At 36.7% G+C, this 17,827-nt stretch carries 22 protein-coding genes; 4 read left to right on the top strand and 18 right to left on the bottom strand.

What is annotated here, in order from left to right:
• Positions 1–55: 55 nt before the first annotated feature.
• Both LQ227_RS03950 and LQ227_RS03945 read left to right on the top strand, forming a co-directional pair.
• Positions 56–352: a hypothetical protein gene (locus LQ227_RS03950; RefSeq protein WP_029277458.1), complete on the top strand. Its 297-nt coding sequence runs from the start codon at positions 56–58 to the stop codon at positions 350–352.
• 12 nt (positions 353–364) lie between these two features.
• Positions 365–955 (top strand): porin family protein, encoded by a 591-nt coding sequence (locus LQ227_RS03945; RefSeq protein WP_230145445.1) that lies wholly within the window; start codon positions 365–367, stop codon positions 953–955.
• Positions 956–1,115: 160 nt separating this feature from the next.
• Here the strand turns inward: LQ227_RS03945 and LQ227_RS03940 are convergent, their stop codons facing one another.
• From LQ227_RS03940 to LQ227_RS03910, 7 genes are all read right to left on the bottom strand, one after another.
• Positions 1,116–2,039, bottom strand: a complete 924-nt coding sequence (locus tag LQ227_RS03940; protein ID WP_230145444.1) for a YihY/virulence factor BrkB family protein — start codon at positions 2,037–2,039, stop codon at positions 1,116–1,118.
• A gap of 75 nt (positions 2,040–2,114) precedes the next feature.
• Positions 2,115–2,513, bottom strand: a complete 399-nt coding sequence (locus LQ227_RS03935; RefSeq protein ID WP_230145443.1) for an META domain-containing protein — start codon at positions 2,511–2,513, stop codon at positions 2,115–2,117.
• A 77-nt stretch (positions 2,514–2,590) separates the two neighbouring features.
• Positions 2,591–3,115 (bottom strand): GNAT family N-acetyltransferase, encoded by a 525-nt coding sequence (locus LQ227_RS03930; protein ID WP_230145442.1) that lies wholly within the window; start codon positions 3,113–3,115, stop codon positions 2,591–2,593.
• A 39-nt stretch (positions 3,116–3,154) separates the two neighbouring features.
• Complete coding sequence (locus LQ227_RS03925; protein WP_230148301.1) at positions 3,155–3,655, bottom strand: DinB family protein; 501 nt, start codon at positions 3,653–3,655, stop codon at positions 3,155–3,157.
• A gap of 52 nt (positions 3,656–3,707) precedes the next feature.
• Complete coding sequence (locus tag LQ227_RS03920) at positions 3,708–4,058, bottom strand: DHCW motif cupin fold protein (protein WP_230148299.1); 351 nt, start codon at positions 4,056–4,058, stop codon at positions 3,708–3,710.
• Positions 4,059–4,111: 53 nt separating this feature from the next.
• Entirely contained in the window at positions 4,112–4,654 is a 543-nt protein-coding gene (locus LQ227_RS03915) for a DUF4199 domain-containing protein (RefSeq protein ID WP_230148297.1), read from the bottom strand.
• Between the two features lie 201 nt (positions 4,655–4,855).
• Positions 4,856–5,329, bottom strand: coding sequence for a response regulator transcription factor (locus LQ227_RS03910; protein WP_230148295.1), 474 nt, complete (start codon positions 5,327–5,329; stop codon positions 4,856–4,858).
• A 260-nt stretch (positions 5,330–5,589) separates the two neighbouring features.
• Here LQ227_RS03910 and LQ227_RS03905 point away from each other — a divergent pair, with 260 nt between their 5' ends.
• Entirely contained in the window at positions 5,590–6,378 is a 789-nt protein-coding gene (locus LQ227_RS03905) for a hypothetical protein (RefSeq protein WP_230148293.1), read from the top strand.
• A 289-nt stretch (positions 6,379–6,667) separates the two neighbouring features.
• Here LQ227_RS03905 and LQ227_RS03900 read toward each other — a convergent pair whose 3' ends face one another.
• The 6 genes from LQ227_RS03900 to LQ227_RS03875 form a co-directional block, all read right to left on the bottom strand.
• Complete coding sequence (locus LQ227_RS03900) at positions 6,668–7,276, bottom strand: alpha-ketoglutarate-dependent dioxygenase AlkB (RefSeq protein WP_230148290.1); 609 nt, start codon at positions 7,274–7,276, stop codon at positions 6,668–6,670.
• Positions 7,252–7,500, bottom strand: a complete 249-nt coding sequence (locus LQ227_RS03895; protein WP_230145435.1) for an Ada metal-binding domain-containing protein — start codon at positions 7,498–7,500, stop codon at positions 7,252–7,254. The genes LQ227_RS03900 and LQ227_RS03895 overlap by 25 nt, the downstream gene beginning before the upstream one ends.
• 6 nt (positions 7,501–7,506) lie before the next feature.
• Positions 7,507–8,346 (bottom strand): methylated-DNA--[protein]-cysteine S-methyltransferase, encoded by an 840-nt coding sequence (locus LQ227_RS03890; RefSeq protein WP_230145434.1) that lies wholly within the window; start codon positions 8,344–8,346, stop codon positions 7,507–7,509.
• An 80-nt stretch (positions 8,347–8,426) separates the two neighbouring features.
• Positions 8,427–8,975: a MepB family protein gene (locus LQ227_RS03885; RefSeq protein WP_230148289.1), complete on the bottom strand. Its 549-nt coding sequence runs from the start codon at positions 8,973–8,975 to the stop codon at positions 8,427–8,429.
• Between the two features lie 80 nt (positions 8,976–9,055).
• A complete protein-coding gene (locus LQ227_RS03880) occupies positions 9,056–9,394 on the bottom strand; it encodes a n-acetylglutamate synthase (RefSeq protein ID WP_230145432.1) in 339 nt (112 codons plus the stop codon).
• 234 nt (positions 9,395–9,628) lie between these two features.
• The gene (locus tag LQ227_RS03875; protein WP_230145431.1) at positions 9,629–9,994 is read right to left on the bottom strand and encodes a hypothetical protein; all 366 of its coding nucleotides are present in this window, start codon (positions 9,992–9,994) and stop codon (positions 9,629–9,631) included.
• A gap of 240 nt (positions 9,995–10,234) precedes the next feature.
• Between LQ227_RS03875 and LQ227_RS03870 the strand changes: the two genes are divergently transcribed.
• Positions 10,235–10,582: a single-stranded DNA-binding protein gene (locus LQ227_RS03870; RefSeq protein ID WP_230145430.1), complete on the top strand. Its 348-nt coding sequence runs from the start codon at positions 10,235–10,237 to the stop codon at positions 10,580–10,582.
• A 55-nt stretch (positions 10,583–10,637) separates the two neighbouring features.
• Here the strand turns inward: LQ227_RS03870 and LQ227_RS03865 are convergent, their stop codons facing one another.
• The 5 genes from LQ227_RS03865 to LQ227_RS03845 form a co-directional block, all read right to left on the bottom strand.
• A complete protein-coding gene (locus LQ227_RS03865) occupies positions 10,638–12,716 on the bottom strand; it encodes a TonB-dependent receptor (RefSeq protein WP_230148286.1) in 2,079 nt (692 codons plus the stop codon).
• Between the two features lie 54 nt (positions 12,717–12,770).
• Positions 12,771–14,090 carry a sorbosone dehydrogenase family protein gene (locus LQ227_RS03860; RefSeq protein WP_230145428.1) on the bottom strand — a complete coding sequence of 440 codons (1,320 nt, stop codon included), beginning with the start codon at positions 14,088–14,090 and terminating at the stop codon, positions 12,771–12,773.
• A gap of 526 nt (positions 14,091–14,616) precedes the next feature.
• Positions 14,617–15,177: a hypothetical protein gene (locus LQ227_RS03855; RefSeq protein ID WP_230148284.1), complete on the bottom strand. Its 561-nt coding sequence runs from the start codon at positions 15,175–15,177 to the stop codon at positions 14,617–14,619.
• Between the two features lie 67 nt (positions 15,178–15,244).
• Positions 15,245–16,840 (bottom strand): hypothetical protein, encoded by a 1,596-nt coding sequence (locus LQ227_RS03850; protein ID WP_230148282.1) that lies wholly within the window; start codon positions 16,838–16,840, stop codon positions 15,245–15,247.
• 251 nt (positions 16,841–17,091) lie between these two features.
• Positions 17,092–17,658, bottom strand: coding sequence for a hypothetical protein (locus tag LQ227_RS03845; protein ID WP_230148280.1), 567 nt, complete (start codon positions 17,656–17,658; stop codon positions 17,092–17,094).
• Positions 17,659–17,827 lie beyond the last annotated feature (169 nt).

Raw genomic sequence — 17,827 nt, 5'->3', positions numbered from 1 at the left:
AACAAAACCAGCGCTAAGGGGTTTATAAGGAATAGTTAACTAAAAATAAGAACCTATGAACACTTTAAAGAAGTTTGAATTAATGGAAAAGATTGTGCGTGAATTAGAAGACTTACAAAACTCTCAGCAGGCACTTATTCAGAAAATTGGTAAAATTGAAGTGGATAATATCGAATTAGGCGATAATCGCCTGGAAAAAGATTTACCAGATATTCATCAAAATTTAGCTGATAACTTAGATACTATCTCAGGAATTTTAGATTACTTTGCAGGTAAAACACAAAACTTTGGTGATAAAAACAATGTTGATGCTTTAAAAGAACAGGAAGCCATTAACAACGCCACCAGCTAAATTTAATCGCATATGAAATTTTTATCTTTAACCGTTGCCTTTTTGCTTGTTGGCTTATTTGCCAGCGCACAGGTATTGCCATCTTTCCAGCTGGGCATTAAAGCTGGAGCAAATTTTTCGAAATTTGATAGTGAAAACACTTTTAACAGTAACAACCGCGCAGGTTTTTACGGTGGCCTTTGGGCCAGGGTAGGTGCCGCAGGCGTTTACTTCCAGCCAGAGCTTTATGTGTCGGGCAAAAAAGCAGATTTGGTAAGTGAGTCAACGGGAGAAGTAAATAAAGTGCGTTTTACAAGTTTAGATGTGCCATTATTGGTAGGTACTAAGTTTGGTGCTGCCGGTATTGGCCTCCGTTTAAACACCGGACCAATGTTTTCGTTAATATTGGATGAAAATCAGAGTTTTGGTCAGGCTGCAGGAAGCGTTTTCAGAGCCGACTTTAAAAATCAGGCTTTGTCATGGCAGTTTGGAGCGGGTTTAGACCTTAAAAAATTAAGCTTCGATGCACGTTACGAACTTGGCTTATCAAAAATCAATAAAGCAGGTTATCCTGGTACGAAGTTAAACCTATTTACAGTTGGCTTAGGTTATCGGATTTTGTAATATAAATTATAATATCCTATTAGCCAGTTAGAATAGAACGATCGTCATCTCGACTGAAGCGTAGCGAAATGGAGAGATCTATAAAGATTTCTCGACTTGTGTTGCACTCCGCTCGAAATGACGATTTTTTTGTGCTATGGTGTTCCTATCTGACAGTAATTTAATCCTCTTTTTCCGGTTCAACCTCTGTTAACTCATAAGCAAACGATCCGTTTTTTGGTACAATGGGTGTGGCCCGACCGACACTTAACGCTTTAATAAAAGATGCGCCAAAATAAAATATCAACGAAGAGTAGAATACGAAAAGCATAATTACGATAATCGAACCTGCTGATCCATAGATGTTGCTGATGTTACTCAATGGCAACAAAATCCTTAAAATATATTTTCCTGCTGTAAACAGGCATCCGGTTAACAGGCCTCCAGAAATTGCTGCCCGCCATGTAGGACGACCATTGGTTAAATACCTGAAAAGTATGGTAAACCAGGTGGTTACGATGATCACAAAAACCAATTGGTTGATTATGGAAGTCAAAATCAATTCCAAAGAAGGGGAGCCATTTTTTAGATAGGCACCAATATAAGCCTGCACACTATCGGCCAGCAAGCCTATAAAAAATAATATGCCGGCAAATAAGATAATCGTAACGGATATAGCCCTTGATTTAAGGGTATTAACAATCCCTTTTTTATCTTTTTGGCCTATATTCCAGATCTGCTCTAAAGAGTTTTTAATCACATTGAATAGGGTGGTCGCCACAAAAAGGAAAAATACAAAACTGAACAAAGTAACATACCAAGCCTGATTAATACCCCGGATATTTCTTAATGTAGTTCTGATCTGTAAAATACTCTCATTGTCGAGAATATTGGCCAGGCGTTCGAACAGATGTGTAGCCAATAAGCGCCTATCGGTAAACATACCAAATAGCCTGATGAGAATAATTAATATTGGGGGTAAGGCGAAATTGGTGAAAAAAGCAGTAGCACCGGCCAGGCGTAAGGGATCGTTCTGCTGAAATAAATTAAATGCTTTTCTTATGGTTGAGAAAAAAAACTTCAGATCTTCTGTTATCGATGGCATCACTCCTGCGTTAAACTCAAAAGGCCGAAAATAGTAAAAATACTTTATTCAGCCTTTTTTATGCATGTAAAGATTCTAGTTTGTTTTGGTGAAAACCAGTAAGGTTTTATCGCCATCCAACAGATGTAGCTTATTATCAGTTATTTTAGCACCATTAACCTGATTAAGGGCATGTAAGTAAGCGCGTTCAGCTGCATCAGTTTCCTGACAGAACATTTTTGTGCCAAAAACATTTTTAACGGTTATTTTATTATCAGCAATTTCTCCCTGGCCGCCATAATTGTTACAAAACGATTTTCCGCTGATTTTAAGGCTGTCGGCAAAGTTTAGCGTTGCTTTTGCTGTTGTAGGTAAAGTTAAACCTGGCAGCGCTGTTAACTCCCACTTGGTATTGGTAAAGCTCGCTGGATCTAATTTTTCTTTACAAGAACTCAATAATAAGAGCAGCATTCCACAGAAGATTAGTTGTTTCATAATGTAAGGTTTAAATCATTTTCCTTTTTAGCATCAAAAACTAAACCATAAAAAGACAAAATTGCTTTTTGAAACCGCTAAATTGGTTTTTCAATCTTCATCCAGTGGTGTTTTATGCCACGGTAATCGAAAATAGAGATTCGTTTTAGGCCCACTTTTTCCAGAACATGGATAGATCCCAGGTTATCGATATTTGCTATGCCAATAATTTCATGCAGATTTAGTTCATTAAAACCATAGTCTCGTGCCGCCACTGCAGTTTCTGTAGCGTAGCCCTTTCCCCAGAACCGTTTACCGAACCGATATCCTAGATCGTAATAATTGATGTGGTTATTGGTAGATTCTTTAATTAGTTTTAAGCCCGACCAACCTACAAAATTACCTGTTGCTTTTTCGATAACAGCCCATCTGCCAATACCGTTTTCGATATATTGTTTTCTAATGAATTGGATATCTGCTTCACTTTGTTCGATTGATTTTACAGGATTATTACCCAGGTAAAGGTGCACTTCAGGATCACCATCCATTTCAAACATGCCCTCAGCATCTGTAAGTAGCAATTCGCGTAAAATTAAACGTTCGGTTTCGGCAAAAATCTTCATTTATAATCTTTTGTTCAAAATTATGATAATTTCTGAACCTTATCTAAAGCTGTCTTCGTAAACGGGCCCGTACATACTTGGTACCTTATTCCCTGTTGATCGCAGGTATACAATCATTTCGCCACGGTGGTGATAAATATGGTTCATTAAAAAGCCCCGTATTACCTGGATCCTTGGCATGGGCTGGAGAACCGTTTTACCTCCAGCGGTCATTTTCCAGTCTTCGAACATGCTTTCGTTGGTGGCCGATTCGATACTTTCTTTAGCCCTGTTAAAGGCCCGTTCAAATTTGCCTATAATGTTTTCGATATCGCTGATATCTACCTCATCATGTTTATAGGTATCCATGTTAAATTCATTACCATGAAAAGTTCCTGGATACCAATCATAGATTTCAGCAATGTGCGATGCCAATTGGGCCGTAGTCCAGGAGTGTGCTGAGGGTATAAAATCCAAAGCACTGTTTGGTATTGCATTTAAAAGTTTGCGGGTGTTTTCTGCTTCATGAAGAAATTCACCCAAAAGTGATTTAACCAGCATCAGTTTATTTTTTATAATAACTACGAAATGGGGTGGTACTTAATAAATCACCTTAAGTGTCTTTTGGTTTTAAAAAACTGCCATCAATGATTAAAAGTTTCACGCTTTCCGGTGATACTGACCGGTGTGAACTTAAATCGTCAGAAACCACATACGTCATCCCCGTGCTAAGCGCGAATGTTGCTCCATCCTCCATTTCACTTACAAAGCTACCTGCCAAACAATGTACAATATGGCCTTTCTGGCACCAATGATCGGCAAGATAGCCCGCAGAGTAGGTTACAATCCTGATCCTTAAGCCATCCAGGTTTAAGGTTTGCCATGTTGCTGTGCCTGTTTCGCCAGGATATTCTACTTTTTCTATCTGGCTCCAATCTATATTGGTAAAGGGTATCGTATACATAGCTGTTTTTTATGGCTTAAAATTAATAAAAGGAGATCAGATCAACAGGTATGTTAAGCAGTTTTTACACTTAATGGAGCGCCCGGTTTTCTTTTCAGAATGAGTGCTGCTACCAATGAGATTAATATTCCCACAGGCAGTATTTCCATATAGGTAAATAGAACTACCATGACTGGGTTTTTGTACATTTCCTGACTGGAAGCCAGTTCTTTTGTCTTAGCTGCCAGTTCAGCTGCCGATGCACCATCTGCTTTGGCTTCTCTAAGTGCCTGGGCAACATATTTATCCATAAAATCGGGCATGAATACGTAATAATCAATCAACCAGACTATAACATATATGGTAGAAGCTACCAAACTGATCAATGCCCCGATTTTAAATGCTTTACCGAAAGTGATTAACCCTTCGTTGTATTTATCGCGGTAGTTTTTTATGCCGACAAAAATAAAGGAGAAAGCCAATACCATTGAGGCATAACCAATAAGCATGCTGTGCTCAAGGTTCGGGTCGCTATAACATCTCGCCATAGAGAGCACCATTAAGGTTGATACTATTAAGCCGGCGATTAATCCAAATACAATTACGTTCTTTTTCATCAGTATATAGTTTTTTTTAAATTGTGATGAAGCTCTCATGAGCAATATTCATCTCTGTCTGTGAGCGTTGCTCATGATGGTTTCATCTGTTTATAATTTAAGAGGTTTACACCACAAAATTGCTTCGATTATTTTTTTTAACCCTCATACTTTAGGGTGATTTTTCAGATCGGTTGCTTTTTATACTAATGTATTAGTCAATTAAGGGATAATACTGCGTCTTTTGGCTGTTTCTATGGCCTGTGTTCTGCGTTTAACTTCCAGTTTCTCGAAAAGCCTGGCGTTGTGTGTTTTTATGGTGTTTAAAGAAACAAATAACTTTAACGCAATTTCCTGGTTGCTTAAACCTGCAGACATGAGCTGCAAAACCTCCAGCTCTCTTTTGCTGATGTTGAGTTTTGTCAACTCTTTTTCGTTGAGGATAAATGTTTCAGGCCTTTCCGTAAAAACTTCTTTTTCGATCAGTATGGTTTTGGGCCTGGTTAATTTAAGCGCAAGCCAAATGCCTAAAGCTGTAAAAATAACAGCTATCGAACCAGCATAAATTTCGAAGGCATGGTTGATGATCATGAAACGAAGTTCAAGCCACTTTAGCAAAAACAGTAGTGCAGCCAGGAAAACCCCATATAAGATTACGCTTTTATTTTTAGCGAGAAAATTCGGTGTGTTTGCCATTGGTTGTCTGTTAATCAAAAATAACGAATTTAGTCTGAAGTAGCCAAATTCTGCCATCTAACTACAGAAGGTAAGGCGTTTGAATCTGAAGGAGAAGCAGAGGGCAGGGGCTGTTGCGTTTATAATTAATAGATTGTTGAATACCAGCACAAAACACAATCTGTTGCACTTTTTAAGCAGATGCGGTAATTTTCTGGTGACTTTGATAAAATAAGCGCAATAAAGATTATAAATTAGCAAAAAAATAAATAACAATACCTATGAAAATTACGCTTTATGCACTCTTACTTTCCGTTGTTTTATTTGGCTGCGGTAAATCTGAAAAAGCCTACAAGGCAAGACCTTTTGCTGCCAGTGACGATTTTAATGTTTTCCCAAAATCGAAGAAAAATGTATTTACTATCGTAAAAACAGATTCTGGTGCTGTGGCAGCAGCCGATCGCTTTGCCATTCAATATAAAGATACCACTATTATTGTTGATGATGCCCCGAATGCCGCTGCGCAGAAATTTGTCGTTGCATCATTCATCAACACACAAAAAACAGCTGTATTAGTACAGGTTGCCAATGAAACAGGTAAAATGGCTCCTTTTTATATCATTTCTGTTAATGATGGAAAAACCGAAGTGGTTAGCTTGAATAAACCATCAAAAGGTGCTGAAGATAAAAAATATACAAACGGTTTAGAAGAATTAACACGTAGTAATATTTTGGTGAATAACGACTTTTTTATCACAACTATAAATTCAAGGGTTTATCCTATTAAGAGACAAAATCCTGATGAACGTATCCAGGGGAAATTTTTTATGTACTCTAGCGATAAAACCACACTAGCTTTTTTAACCGCCAATTCTTTGTACCAGGTAAATACGGCAACGGGCGAAACTTTTAACCTGCCATTGCCAGCAGCATTAATAAATGAACCTGAAACCCTTGTTGGAAATATTCAAAGAGATTATACCTGGGTAGCGAATGCAAATGGAACATCTTTCTTAAAGAAAAATGCTGATGATGACCGCATTGTAGATATAAAGGAATTTAAAAACTAAGATTTTTTGAAGGTTAATTGGCTGGGATTATATCATGCTTTAACTCAATTAGAATTGTTGTCAGTCTGAGCCTGTCGAAGACCTTTTATTGGTAGGAAACAAAAATGGCCCTTCGATAGGTTGCCATTTACTGACTCCAAAAGAACGGTCGTCATCTCGACTGTAGCGCAGCGAAATGGAGAGATCTTTGTACCAAGTTATTGATCGAACTTAAAAGATTTCTCCACTACGGTCGAAATGACGATACTTCGAGACCAATCACCCGGCTTAAAATCCTTTGTCATTTAAACTAAACCACCATCGTTCTAAAGGTGAGGTTTATCCTCGGCTTACTTACTTTTTTGGTTGGTGGAAGGCGGTGCAGCCAATTGGTTTGTGTTTCATCTTTCATCACCAATAAACTTCCATTTTCTAAAAATAAGGTTACCGTTTCTTTTGTTTTTTTATGTTTGAAAAGAAATCTTCGTTCTGCACCGAAACTTAATGATGCAATGGCAGAATCTTTAGCTAAGGCCTTCTCGTCGTCGCTATGATAAGCCATGCCTTCATCACCATTGTGGTATAAATTAAGTAAACAAGAGTTAAATGCGGTACCTGTTTGCTCCTCTGATATTTTTTTTAGCTCCAGTAATTCCTTTGTCCATGGTAAGGCCATTTTCGATTTATTGGAGTAGGTATAAGAATAGGCTTCATCTCCATACCAGGCTACTTTTCTTTTGGTGATGATGTGTTTACCCATAATAAAAGCTTCATCATTCTTCCATTCAATAGTATTCATCAGTATATCAAAATAATGATCGGCTTTCGGTATCGGGAATAATTTGCCATAATAATTTACTGTTCCGCCGTATGGGAGCAGATTTTGGTTAACATCTATTGTGGTGTTGAATAAATCCATTGTTTATATGCTGTTTTTAAGCAATGTCCGCAAGGGCGGTAACCATGTTGAAGCGCTTCATCTACAGAACGGAAAAATACACGGTTTTCTTTCTTCATCCGCTTTCCCGATCTGCATTTAAGTAATCCGTAAATCTTCAACCTGGAATTTCCGCCGAGGCAAATATCTTTGTTTTTGAAATTTTTTTTGAGTTCTTCCGTCGAAATATCTGCATGTTTGATCATACAGGGTTAAGCATTAGTTTTTGCGGCCTCCCAGCCAATCATGGCTGTTTTTCTATTCACTCCCCAATGGTAACCGCCCAAAGCACCGCTTGTTTGTATTACCCGATGACAAGGAATGAGAAAGGCTACCGGATTATCTCCAATCGCAGTACCTACCGCTCTGGATGCATTAGGATTTTGTAATTGTTTGGCAATGTTACCATAAGTGGCCAATTTACCCATAGGAATTTTTAACAAAGCTTCCCAAACTTTTAACTGGAAATCAGTGCCTTTTAAATGCAGTTTAATCTGGTGCAATTTGCTCCAATCGTGACTGAAAATAAATAATGCATTTTGTTGCTCTTTATCCAATATTTGTTGATATTGAGCTGCAGGGAACTGGCGTTGCAAATTCGCCAAAGCAATGTTTTCGTCGTCATAAAAAGCGATATGGCAGATTCCTTTTGAGGTGCTGGCTACAATGATATTACCGAACGGACTTTCTGCAAAACTATAATTGATGTGGAGGTTTTCGCCGCCGTTTTTATATTCTCCAGGTGTCATCCCTTCAATGTTTACAAAAAGATCGTGCAGTCTGCTGGTTCCCGATAAGCCGGTTTCTAATGCGGTATCGAATAAACTTTGGTTTTCTTTCAGCATTTCTTTAGCATAACCAATGCTGATGTATTGCAAAAAACGCTTAGGGGTAGTACCCGCCCATTCGCTAAATAATCTTTGGAAATGAAAAGGGCTTAAATTTACTTTCTCTGCAATTTCTTCTAAACCAGGCTGTGTTTTAAAATTTGCCTTGATATAGCTTATGGCTTCGGCTATCCGGTTGAAATTGATTTCTTCTTGTGCTTTCATGGTCTTGAATAATTTATATCCAAAAGTAGTTTGGAAAGAAACGGTAAACTACCCGAAACTTGCTAAGTTTAACCGGGATTTTAAAATCCTGTTTGTTTAATTCCATTGCCGATTAATTTCTTCGCCCTTGCAAGATCGATATTTTCATTAACATCAATCTGAAGAAAATAAGGCACTTGCCACTGCTGGGTTTTCTCTGCCTGTTTATTTGTTACTGTATCCCAGGGCGGATAAACCCTAATTCCTCTTTTACCTTCTATTCCATTTTTGGTAATAATTTTATGTTGTACCAATATGGCTTTTGGAAAAATGAACTGGCCACATAGGTCGGTATTATTAGCAGATATTATTAATAGGTCAAATTCATCCTGATCATTAAAAGGAGTAGTAATGCCTGCTTCATTCCGCTTCCATATGGTTACAAATTGACCAATCTTGGTTGGGGTAATTTTAGAAAGGCGGTGCTTGATTTTTAGACCGTTTAATTCAAAAGTACAGGCTGCATATTCCCGACTTTCCTCTTCTATTTGCAGGTTATTTATTTGATAATCAAGCGGGCTGTAGACTAAATTGAATGCGGTTCGTAATATAAACGGTATTCGATTAATTGGACTTTCTTTTGGAGGCATATTAGCTAATAAAACTGGAGATGAAAGAAATTGGATTTGTGTTTAATTTACTGCAACGGTTTAGCTTTAACCAATAAGCCTTATTGCTCTTCGATAATTGATTGTCCTTTTGATTTATCTCCTGATGTCCACTGCCAGGTTTCATGGAGTCTGATTTTGCCATTTGCTAATCGTTCTGGCTTTGAATAGCAGATCCCGGTCATGAGTTCACCTTGATTATTTACCTGGTGATAGCGCATTTCAATATTGCTGTTTTCATCAACTAAGCCAATCAAATGACCAAAAATAATTTTTCCACCTGTATATTCTGCAGTAAGGATATTTCCTGTTTGTTTATATCTAAAAATGGTTTCGTTTGACGTTTCACCATTTTCCGTATTGCTTGTGGGTTTAAAAAGCTTGTTGTTATAGTTTATCATAAGTTGATAAAACTAACTATCTCCTCCTGAATAAAAAAATCATACGATTAGCCTGCTTAAATTTTAGGGGTTTAAATCCAGTGATAAGTTAATTGTATAATGGTTATTAATTTCCCGCAGATCACACAGGTTGACGCTAAGTAAATTACAGATCAGCGCTTTCTGCGAAATTTGCGGGAGATTATATGCGTCTTTTATGCTGGAAATAACATTAGCAAACCACAGCATTTTGAACTAGGCCAACCAAAGCTTTTCTTCCCTTTTTACCAGCAGGTAGCTGTCATCACCTAAAATTAAATAACCATATTCATAGCAGAAAATGTATGTGTTGCTGTTCTGGGTTTCATAACTATAAGTATGGTATTCAAAATTAAAGCCTGCCGAAATTAGCTTTTTACCGGTAACCTTGGTTTTACCATTTGGATTAAGCGCAGCAAGGATAGCACGATTCTTTCTGAGTATGCTATTTATCCTTTTAATCACTAGATTATCCTCAATCTTTAAACGATTGTTGTAATTGTTGCGACAAGAATCATCGCAGTATTTTTTATCGGCCCTTCCTCTAATCAGGGTTCCGCAGTCTAAACATAAACGTTCCATAATAATTTCTTTTTTTATTATGGGATGATGACCTAATTTATAAAATAAAATGGTGGAATAAAAAAAATATAAAACAGCCTCTTGAAGCTTTAAATGCATTTTTTCCGTGTATAAACGTTTATAAACGACTATAAATGTTTCCAATCCGACTAATTTTTGATGCAGTTCACAATTTTGTCCTGTCGGTTATCGAGGTGATGACTGTTCGTTAAACATTTAGAAACTTAAAATTTAAAGATCATGGAAAGTGCAATTAACAAAGTAGTATTGAGCGGATTTGCAGGAGCAGATGCAGAGATTAAAACTTTTGGAAGTCAAAAATTAGCAAAGGTTAACCTGGCCATAAACGAAACCTATAGAAATTCAGGGGGTGAAGAGGTAAAAAGAGTGCAATGGTTTAATTTAACTTTCTGGAATGCAAAAGCCGAGCTTGCCGAAACTCAGGTTAAAAAGGGTACAGGCTTAACTGTAGAAGGCAGGTTACAAACAAATATTTATGATGGTACAGATGGTAAAAAACGCTATGCAATAGAAATAGTAGTTAGTGATGTGATCATCAGGGAAAGAGAAAAGCAAGAAGCCTTTTAGCTTATAGCATACTCGCATCATATAGATGTTCAATTTATATGATGCGATTTAAAGATCACAATGTAATAGAAAGACCAGTATAAAAATTAATTCCTGGGGCTGGGTTAAAATACCTCCCATTTGCGGCGTTTAAATCATTGCCCAGGCTGTAATTAACATCAAGTAGGTTGTTTACACCCGCAAATAAATCAAGGCGGGTTCTGCTTAGCCTTAGGTTTTTTATTCCGGCTTTTACTTCAAGCAGATGATACCTTTTAGAAAAGGTTGTATTGGCATCATTTAGCGGAATGGCTGAGGTGTAGTTGTGTTGCGCAAAGAAGTAAAGTTCTTTCTTAAAGTTAAATTCGAGACTATTAACCCATATATTTTTTGGAACACCGGTAAGTTGGTTACCCGCATAATTGCTAGTGCCGCTTACAAAATCTTCAAATTTAAATCGGCTCCAGGTATAATTGCTTCTTAGTTGTAATCCTGTTAACCATGAAGTATTGTTTTTGATGATCCATAAGGCTGTTTCGAGCTCAATTCCTTCTTGTTTTGTTCCGCCTGCATTTATGAAATATTCAGCGTCGTTTTGATTTAGCCTTCTTACAATAGCATTTTTTAATTCATAATGGAATATATTTCCGTTAGCGTAAAAACGGTTATTCCCTGTTTTATACCTCAAACCCAGTTCATAATTCCAGCCAGACTCTGCTTGCAGATCATTATTGATATTATTATCAGACGATCTCACTTCTGCGATCGTAGGCGTTGAATAACCTTTACTTACAGAAGCCCTGACAGAGATGTCATTTGCGATTAAGTAAGATAAGGCGGCCTTTGGCATAAATTGGGTATTAAACTTGCGCTCTTTTGTTGCAATTGTTACAGGGAAGTAGCTTTCATAGTTGTAGCTAAAAAAGTTTAAACTGGATGCAAGTTCGATCAGAAATTTATTGTTGATGTCGAAGTTTAATCTGAAGTAAGCAAAATCCTGACCGGCTTTTAAGCGGTCTGAAGCTTGCATTGAGGTAGCTTCCCCACTATTGTTATTAAAGTTTTTGATCTGACTTTTGGTAGCAGAACTTTCTAATCCTATTTGAGCATTAAATTTAATGTCTTCTTTCGCCTGAGCGTATTCTAAAAATGTTCTTAGTCCAAGCGTACTTTCGTAGCGCTGTTCGTAATTAGTTATAAACGGGTTCTTGAAGTCGGTATACGAGGTAAACAAAGCCATAACATGCTTTAGGTATTTATTGATCTGGTACGAATTGGATATTCCCCCGAAAATGGTTTTATTGTAAATGGCAGCTTGCTGTGAAATGGCGCCAGGTAGTGTTGGTGTTGCCGGACGGGCCAGTTTAGGGTTTTGATCTAATTGTGCAGCCGTTAATCCACCTGGTGTTTCGTAGTTTAAATCGCTGTAAAAAACAAAAGCTTTTAAACTGCCAGCGTTGCTATAATTCCATTGCTGCAGCGTTTGAAAATATTTTCTACCCATTGCACTGTTTTGTCGATACCCGTCGCTTCTCTGATACCCTTCGCTAAAGCTGAAACTATACTTTTTATATTGCTGTTTGATTGATGCCGTTTGATGCAAAAGACCATAAGAACCTCCAATTGCCGAAATATTAATTTCATTGTGGTTTATGCTAGGAGGATTAATCAAAATAGCACCACCTGTGTTTGCACCAAAAATACTGGCTTCAGGTCCCTTATAAATCTCCATCATACCTACCGCAGAAACATCTAAGGCATTTAGGTAGGTATTTCCACCTGCATCAGTTAAGGGGAAATCATCAATGTAAATTTTAATATTTCGAATGCCGAAAGGAGATCGGAGTAAACTGCCACGAAGCGATAAACGATAGCTACCCGGCGAACGTTCTTCCATCCTTACGCCAGGAACAGTATTTAAAGTGCTCACTAAAGAACTGCTCTGTTGATTTCCGATTAAATTGCTATCAATCAAAGTTACGGCTGATACCGACCTTAATAATGAATGCGAATTGTAATAGCCTTTAACGGTAACTTCTTCGAGTTTTTTGGTCGAATCGGGCTTTATCGTTTGCGCTAAACCGGTAAAGGAAAATAAAGTCAAGAGTAAAGTAAGGTTCGGTTTCAATAGATCGATAATTGATGGTTTAACCACAGATTGGCAGATAAATTTAGTGCATATTCTGCTAACCTGTGGCTATCTTGTAAATTATTTAGCAGCAACCCTCCAAATTATGCCACTAACATCATCGGCAACCAGTAATGCTCCATCGGGTGTTAAAGTAACACCAACAGGCCTGCCATAAACCTCGGCCTTATCAGCATCAGCCACAAAACCAGTTAAAAAATCCTCTGGTTTGCCTGCTGGCTTTCCATCTTTAAAGGGCACAAATGCAACTTTATATCCGGAAATAGCAGAGCGGTTCCACGACCCATGCTGGCCTATAAATGCACCTCCCTGATATTTTTGAGGGAATTTTGTGCCTTTGTAAAAAGCTAAGCCTAAAGAGGCGGTATGTGCACCTACGGCAACATCAGGCACAATTGCTTTTTTAACCAGCTCCGGATTTTTACCTTTTAAACGGGGATCTTCATTCTGACCAAAATAAGAATACGGCCATCCATAAAAGCCACCGGGTTTAACGCTGGTAATAAAATCGGGAACAAGATCATCCCCCAATCCATCGCGTTCATTTACAGCCGTCCAAAGCACGTTTGTAGTTGGCGCCCAATCTACTCCAACGGGGTTACGCAAACCACTAGCATAAATTTTCTCATCTGTTCCATCTGGATTGATTTCCAGTATATTAGCTCTTCTTACTTCGTTTTTCATTCCGTTTTCACCAACATTACTGCCCGATCCCACGGTGATATAAATTTTGCTTTTATCCGCATTGGCAATTAAATTTCTCGTCCAATGATTGTTATATCCACCAGCCGGGAGACTCAGGATTTTTTTGCCAGTAGCGTTTATTTTCGTGTCGCCGGTTTTATAAGGAAATTGCCACAAGCCATCGGTATTGGCTACATAAAATGAATTGCCAATAATCAGCATTCCATAAGGCTGATTGAGCCCGTTCAAAAAAGTGGTAACAGTTTCAGGCTTGCCATCTTTATTTTCATCGCGGTATATTAAAATCGTGTTGGCACTTTTACCAGGCACTTCAGATTTAGCTTTGCCGGTTACTGTATTGGCAACCGCTTCTGCAGTGCTTCTTTCCGAATTAGAAAGCGCTACCAGTACATCCCCGTTTGGCGCAATATAAGTATTGCGCGGGCTTTTAATGTTTGAAGCAAATCTGGTTACCACAAAACCCTCCGGGGCAATGGGCGTTTTACCTTCAGGCCAATCGATAACCTTGCTGAATTTACTTTTGGCTGCATTGGTATCGGGTGCAGGTAAATCTACGGTTCCGCTTTTGGAGGTAAGTGTTGTATCTTCCCCTTGCTTTTGCGAACCTGAATCAGACTGACATCCGAAAAGAATAAGGGATGAAAGTATTGCTGTGCAGAAAATCTTATTTTTCATGTTAACCCGTTTTGATAAAGGAAATTAGTTCAGAAAAATATAACATCAAAACTGACAGATGGTTTGCCCTGTGCACAAAAGATCATGATAAAACAATAAAAGGAAAGTACCCTGGAGTACCTTCCTGGAGAGCGCATATTATTTTCCCTGGTTCAATGCTATGTTAACAGGAAAGTACTTTTATTATATAATCTTTTAAAATTGAGATATTGATTGAGCAACAAAAATCTGATCACCGAAAAGATGATCCGTTTTTAGAATTATGGGAGTGGAGCAAAGGAATTCGAGCATAAATTTCCAGTTGTTAATTTGAAAACAATTAATTAAAACTAAATTACAGTATTACACCTAATTTTTTAGTTAAATTTTGTTAAATCGTTTCTAACTCGAAGCAAGATTGTTTTGGCCTGTATTTAGTATTGATTTAGCTACATAAAGTCTCAGCTTCAATTTTACACGCGTCAGCCAACATCTAATGCAAGGCGCTTGTAAGCAATTTGGCTTCATTTATTTGCTATGGTTGATTTCATCGTCCAATTGTTCTGTGTCTCCAAACTGCAATTACGTTGGTATTTGCATGATGTTCGTCTGGGTTATTTTCTAAAAGTCTTTTCTTTATTTCATACGCTTTTTTAAAGTCGTAAATAAGCCCTTTGTCGTTTAGGTCTGCTGGCAGAAACGTTTCGTCAAAACCACCACAATTTGTTAAAGCACTAATGTTAAAGTCTTGGTCTAACAAATCATAGCCAACAAATTCATAATTGTCAATTTTTATGTCTTTACAGTCTATGTCTGGCTCTAGGACAACGGTCAATAAATTGAATTTGTCTTTGTATTTTATTCTTTTAAAAACGAATTCAGATGTCGTGAAAAAATTTGTTTGATATTGCTCAATAGTCTGAATATAATTCCAATCGTCTGCATTTTCATAGTCCGGTTCAACCAATATTTCATTTAGCATTCCATCAAGAGAAACAAGTTCTGTTAAATGCGTCAATTTAGACCATTCAATATACTTGACCCAAGACATTCCGTCCTCGTTATATGTCTTGTCGTATGTTCCCCGAGCTGTATATAAAAATGTCATTTGTTTTTTCTGGTGTGTCGTATTTTAAGCTGACCTTTGTTAGATGCAGTTTCTATGCATTAAATCGTTAAACTATTTTAATATTTTCGATATCTATTTTAAAAAGTCTATTAAACTCCTGTTTAATTCTCGGAATTGCATCTTCATTTCGTTCATTAAGTAACCACTTATAGTCAAATTTGAAATTTCCTTCTTCACTAATCCATTTAAGAATGAGCTCGTAAAACATTGTATGTTGATAAAACTTGTTAAATGTTGCTAGAAGATTTTTTTCTTCAATTCCATCGAATATTACTGGTTTTACCTCTCCATCTTCAGCATCAATAAACAATGCTCTATGTTTATCAAAAAGATGTTTGATAGAAGCATCTTTGGCTCGAGACATATGATGCCCTATCCAGCAAAAAACCTCGGGTTGTTCAAATTTATCTAATTGAAATCTTAAATATTTGGCAAAAAACAAACGGAATGGCATGTTTATTTCCTCGTATATATGCTTCTCTTCTTCTTTTAATAAACTTTTAACACTTTCTTCATTTGCCCATGTTTTGAACATTTCTAATGTTTGATACGAACATTTGCAACCTAATCTTTTGTTAAGTAGTTTACTTAAGTCGATATAGCTTTGTTTATCAAGGTGCTTACATCTTTCCAAATAATAGCCTTTCTGTCCAGAAATTATTTCACATATCTTAATAAATCTTAGTCCTGGGTTATTTTTATTGATAAAATTTTCATAATCATAAATGTCTAGAGGAAATCCATTATTAGGATTTATTGATATATCACATACTAGAAGAAATAAGCCTATCAACGCATCATCAACGAAAAATGGTCTGTCTTCTTTGATAATCTGCAAATATAAATCAAAGGCTTCAAGGTAAATTCCGTGAAGCATCCCTTGATCTATGAAGTCTTTAAAAATGATTTTATTCTCAGCAAATGCATTTTTGAGATATAATATTTGATTAAAGATAGCTTGACCTTCAAAAATTGCTTTTATTCCAAGCGGGGATACACGGTAGTTAGAATCTGGATAAAATCCTTCTATTTTTTTACTCTCTAGTTCTTGGAATTTTCCTATCCAATCATTAAATTTTGGAATAAAGTTAAAATCTTTATCTAAGGTTTCTGAAATTGTGAACATTGAATTTGACCACATTATCATAAAGCAATGGCCTATCGATAAGAAAAGTCGCTTATCCTTAACTATATCTTTAATATTCTTATTGTCTAAGCAGAAAAGCTTCGCATAATCTAAATCATAGAAATTATTTACTATAATATTTAGTTCTTCAATATCACAAAATCCCTTTTCATTAAAATAATTTTCTTCAAATTTCACTAAAGATTTATACGCTAAGTCTTTCGAAATCAAAGTTTTTAGATGTTCAAAAGAACTTGCTGCAAATGAAGGATACGATGTGTTAAGTATAAAGCCAAAATGTGAGCCTATGTGCTGCCACCAGTGAATTGTTTCATGTAAAAAAGTAGAAAATGCTTGAAGTTTTTCTGGGGTTATTTCATCCTGATCCAGATGATGTCTAACATCTTTATGTAACCTTATAACAAATTGTAATGTGCTGTAACTACCCCTAATAGAAGAATTAAAGTTCAAGTTTTCATATTCGCTTGTTGTAATTAATTCGTTATTAAATTCCATAGGATTAATTTTATATCTGATTATTTTTAAATATAAGATGATATCTTACAAATTTTTTTAGCATATGTAATAACCGTTCTTAAAAGCCCTGCAATAAAAAAGGGATAGAACTTTATTTTAGTTACAGCATCCTTTTCTTTCTGAGTTTGCAATGTCTTAAATTGTCGTTAACTAGTCAGGATAGAAATTTTCTTGTAAGCAATGTTCATTGTTATTTTTGGGCGGTATTGGGGAATTTTACTTATCGTAAATTATTTAACCAGATTTTCCTGTAATTTTTTCTCGATGTCTTTTGCGTTTAATATCAGCGCAGAGAATTGCGGGTCTGATTTTACCAGTAAAAATTTCCCGTTTGGAAGGATAATTGCCGAGGTGCCACAAGAAGTAGCCTCTTCAAATAATAATTTTCTAAGAAAACCCGAATCGGTTTCTATTTCTAGTCCTTTCGATTTAATCGGACTGAAACTTTTTCCATCCTCACGATATTGGTAAATGGCAACTTTTGGCCTGGCCTCGGCTTTTTCAAGAATGTTTTTTTGAAAGGCCCATCTTACATTGTTCAGGAATTCTGCGTTCTGATAGCTAAGGTCTTTCCAACAATCGTCTTTATTGAAATCATATTTGATGATAATGGTGTCTTTTATGGCAAGCCTTTGGTTTTCTTTTAAGAAAAGATGCAGGGAATCTACTTGCGACTCGGTTAATGTTCCTGCTTGATAGCGTTTGGTTTCATCCAGATATAGTTTTGGCGAACAGGCATATGTAAAGATGGAAAGAAAGAGAAATAATTGAAGTTTAACTTTAGGATTACTTTTCATTTGTGTGAGCGTTAATGTCGAATATTCCGATCAAATTTAGATTTTCTGACCAGGAAAGTTCTTAAAAATAAATTTATAACTAAAATTTTATTAGACAATGTTTTTGAATAGAAATTTCGTCATTGCGAGGAGGTTTTCAGCCGACGAAGCAATGACGAACATGGCAGCT

The organism is Pedobacter sp. Bi27, from assembly GCF_918698255.1.
In the GTDB taxonomy this organism is placed as follows: Bacteria; Bacteroidota; Bacteroidia; order Sphingobacteriales; family Sphingobacteriaceae; genus Pedobacter.
The sequence above is the reverse complement of the archived record's forward strand: the minus strand, read 5'-3'. Positions and strand labels throughout refer to the sequence as shown.

Excerpts from the sequence above, each read along its gene's own strand:
- LQ227_RS03895 (WP_230145435.1), bottom strand. The coding sequence starts at position 7,500 with ATGATCAAACATGCAGATATTTCGACGGAAGAACTCAAAAAAAATTTC.
- LQ227_RS03880 (WP_230145432.1), bottom strand. The coding sequence starts at position 9,394 with ATGATAAACTATAACAACAAGCTTTTTAAACCCACAAGCAATACGGAA.
- LQ227_RS03885 (WP_230148289.1), bottom strand. The coding sequence starts at position 8,975 with ATGCCTCCAAAAGAAAGTCCAATTAATCGAATACCGTTTATATTACGA.
- LQ227_RS03905 (WP_230148293.1), top strand. The coding sequence starts at position 5,590 with ATGAAAATTACGCTTTATGCACTCTTACTTTCCGTTGTTTTATTTGGC.
- LQ227_RS03845 (WP_230148280.1), bottom strand. The coding sequence starts at position 17,658 with ATGAAAAGTAATCCTAAAGTTAAACTTCAATTATTTCTCTTTCTTTCC.
- LQ227_RS03870 (WP_230145430.1), top strand. The coding sequence starts at position 10,235 with ATGGAAAGTGCAATTAACAAAGTAGTATTGAGCGGATTTGCAGGAGCA.
- LQ227_RS03850 (WP_230148282.1), bottom strand. The coding sequence starts at position 16,840 with ATGGAATTTAATAACGAATTAATTACAACAAGCGAATATGAAAACTTG.
- LQ227_RS03915 (WP_230148297.1), bottom strand. The coding sequence starts at position 4,654 with ATGAAAAAGAACGTAATTGTATTTGGATTAATCGCCGGCTTAATAGTA.
- LQ227_RS03935 (WP_230145443.1), bottom strand. The coding sequence starts at position 2,513 with ATGAAACAACTAATCTTCTGTGGAATGCTGCTCTTATTATTGAGTTCT.
- LQ227_RS03920 (WP_230148299.1), bottom strand. The coding sequence starts at position 4,058 with ATGTATACGATACCCTTTACCAATATAGATTGGAGCCAGATAGAAAAA.
- LQ227_RS03925 (WP_230148301.1), bottom strand. The coding sequence starts at position 3,655 with ATGCTGGTTAAATCACTTTTGGGTGAATTTCTTCATGAAGCAGAAAAC.
- LQ227_RS03940 (WP_230145444.1), bottom strand. The coding sequence starts at position 2,039 with ATGCCATCGATAACAGAAGATCTGAAGTTTTTTTTCTCAACCATAAGA.
- LQ227_RS03950 (WP_029277458.1), top strand. The coding sequence starts at position 56 with ATGAACACTTTAAAGAAGTTTGAATTAATGGAAAAGATTGTGCGTGAA.
- LQ227_RS03875 (WP_230145431.1), bottom strand. The coding sequence starts at position 9,994 with ATGGAACGTTTATGTTTAGACTGCGGAACCCTGATTAGAGGAAGGGCC.
- LQ227_RS03855 (WP_230148284.1), bottom strand. The coding sequence starts at position 15,177 with ATGACATTTTTATATACAGCTCGGGGAACATACGACAAGACATATAAC.
- LQ227_RS03890 (WP_230145434.1), bottom strand. The coding sequence starts at position 8,346 with ATGAAAGCACAAGAAGAAATCAATTTCAACCGGATAGCCGAAGCCATA.
- LQ227_RS03860 (WP_230145428.1), bottom strand. The coding sequence starts at position 14,090 with ATGAAAAATAAGATTTTCTGCACAGCAATACTTTCATCCCTTATTCTT.
- LQ227_RS03945 (WP_230145445.1), top strand. The coding sequence starts at position 365 with ATGAAATTTTTATCTTTAACCGTTGCCTTTTTGCTTGTTGGCTTATTT.
- LQ227_RS03910 (WP_230148295.1), bottom strand. The coding sequence starts at position 5,329 with ATGGCAAACACACCGAATTTTCTCGCTAAAAATAAAAGCGTAATCTTA.
- LQ227_RS03900 (WP_230148290.1), bottom strand. The coding sequence starts at position 7,276 with ATGGATTTATTCAACACCACAATAGATGTTAACCAAAATCTGCTCCCA.
- LQ227_RS03930 (WP_230145442.1), bottom strand. The coding sequence starts at position 3,115 with ATGAAGATTTTTGCCGAAACCGAACGTTTAATTTTACGCGAATTGCTA.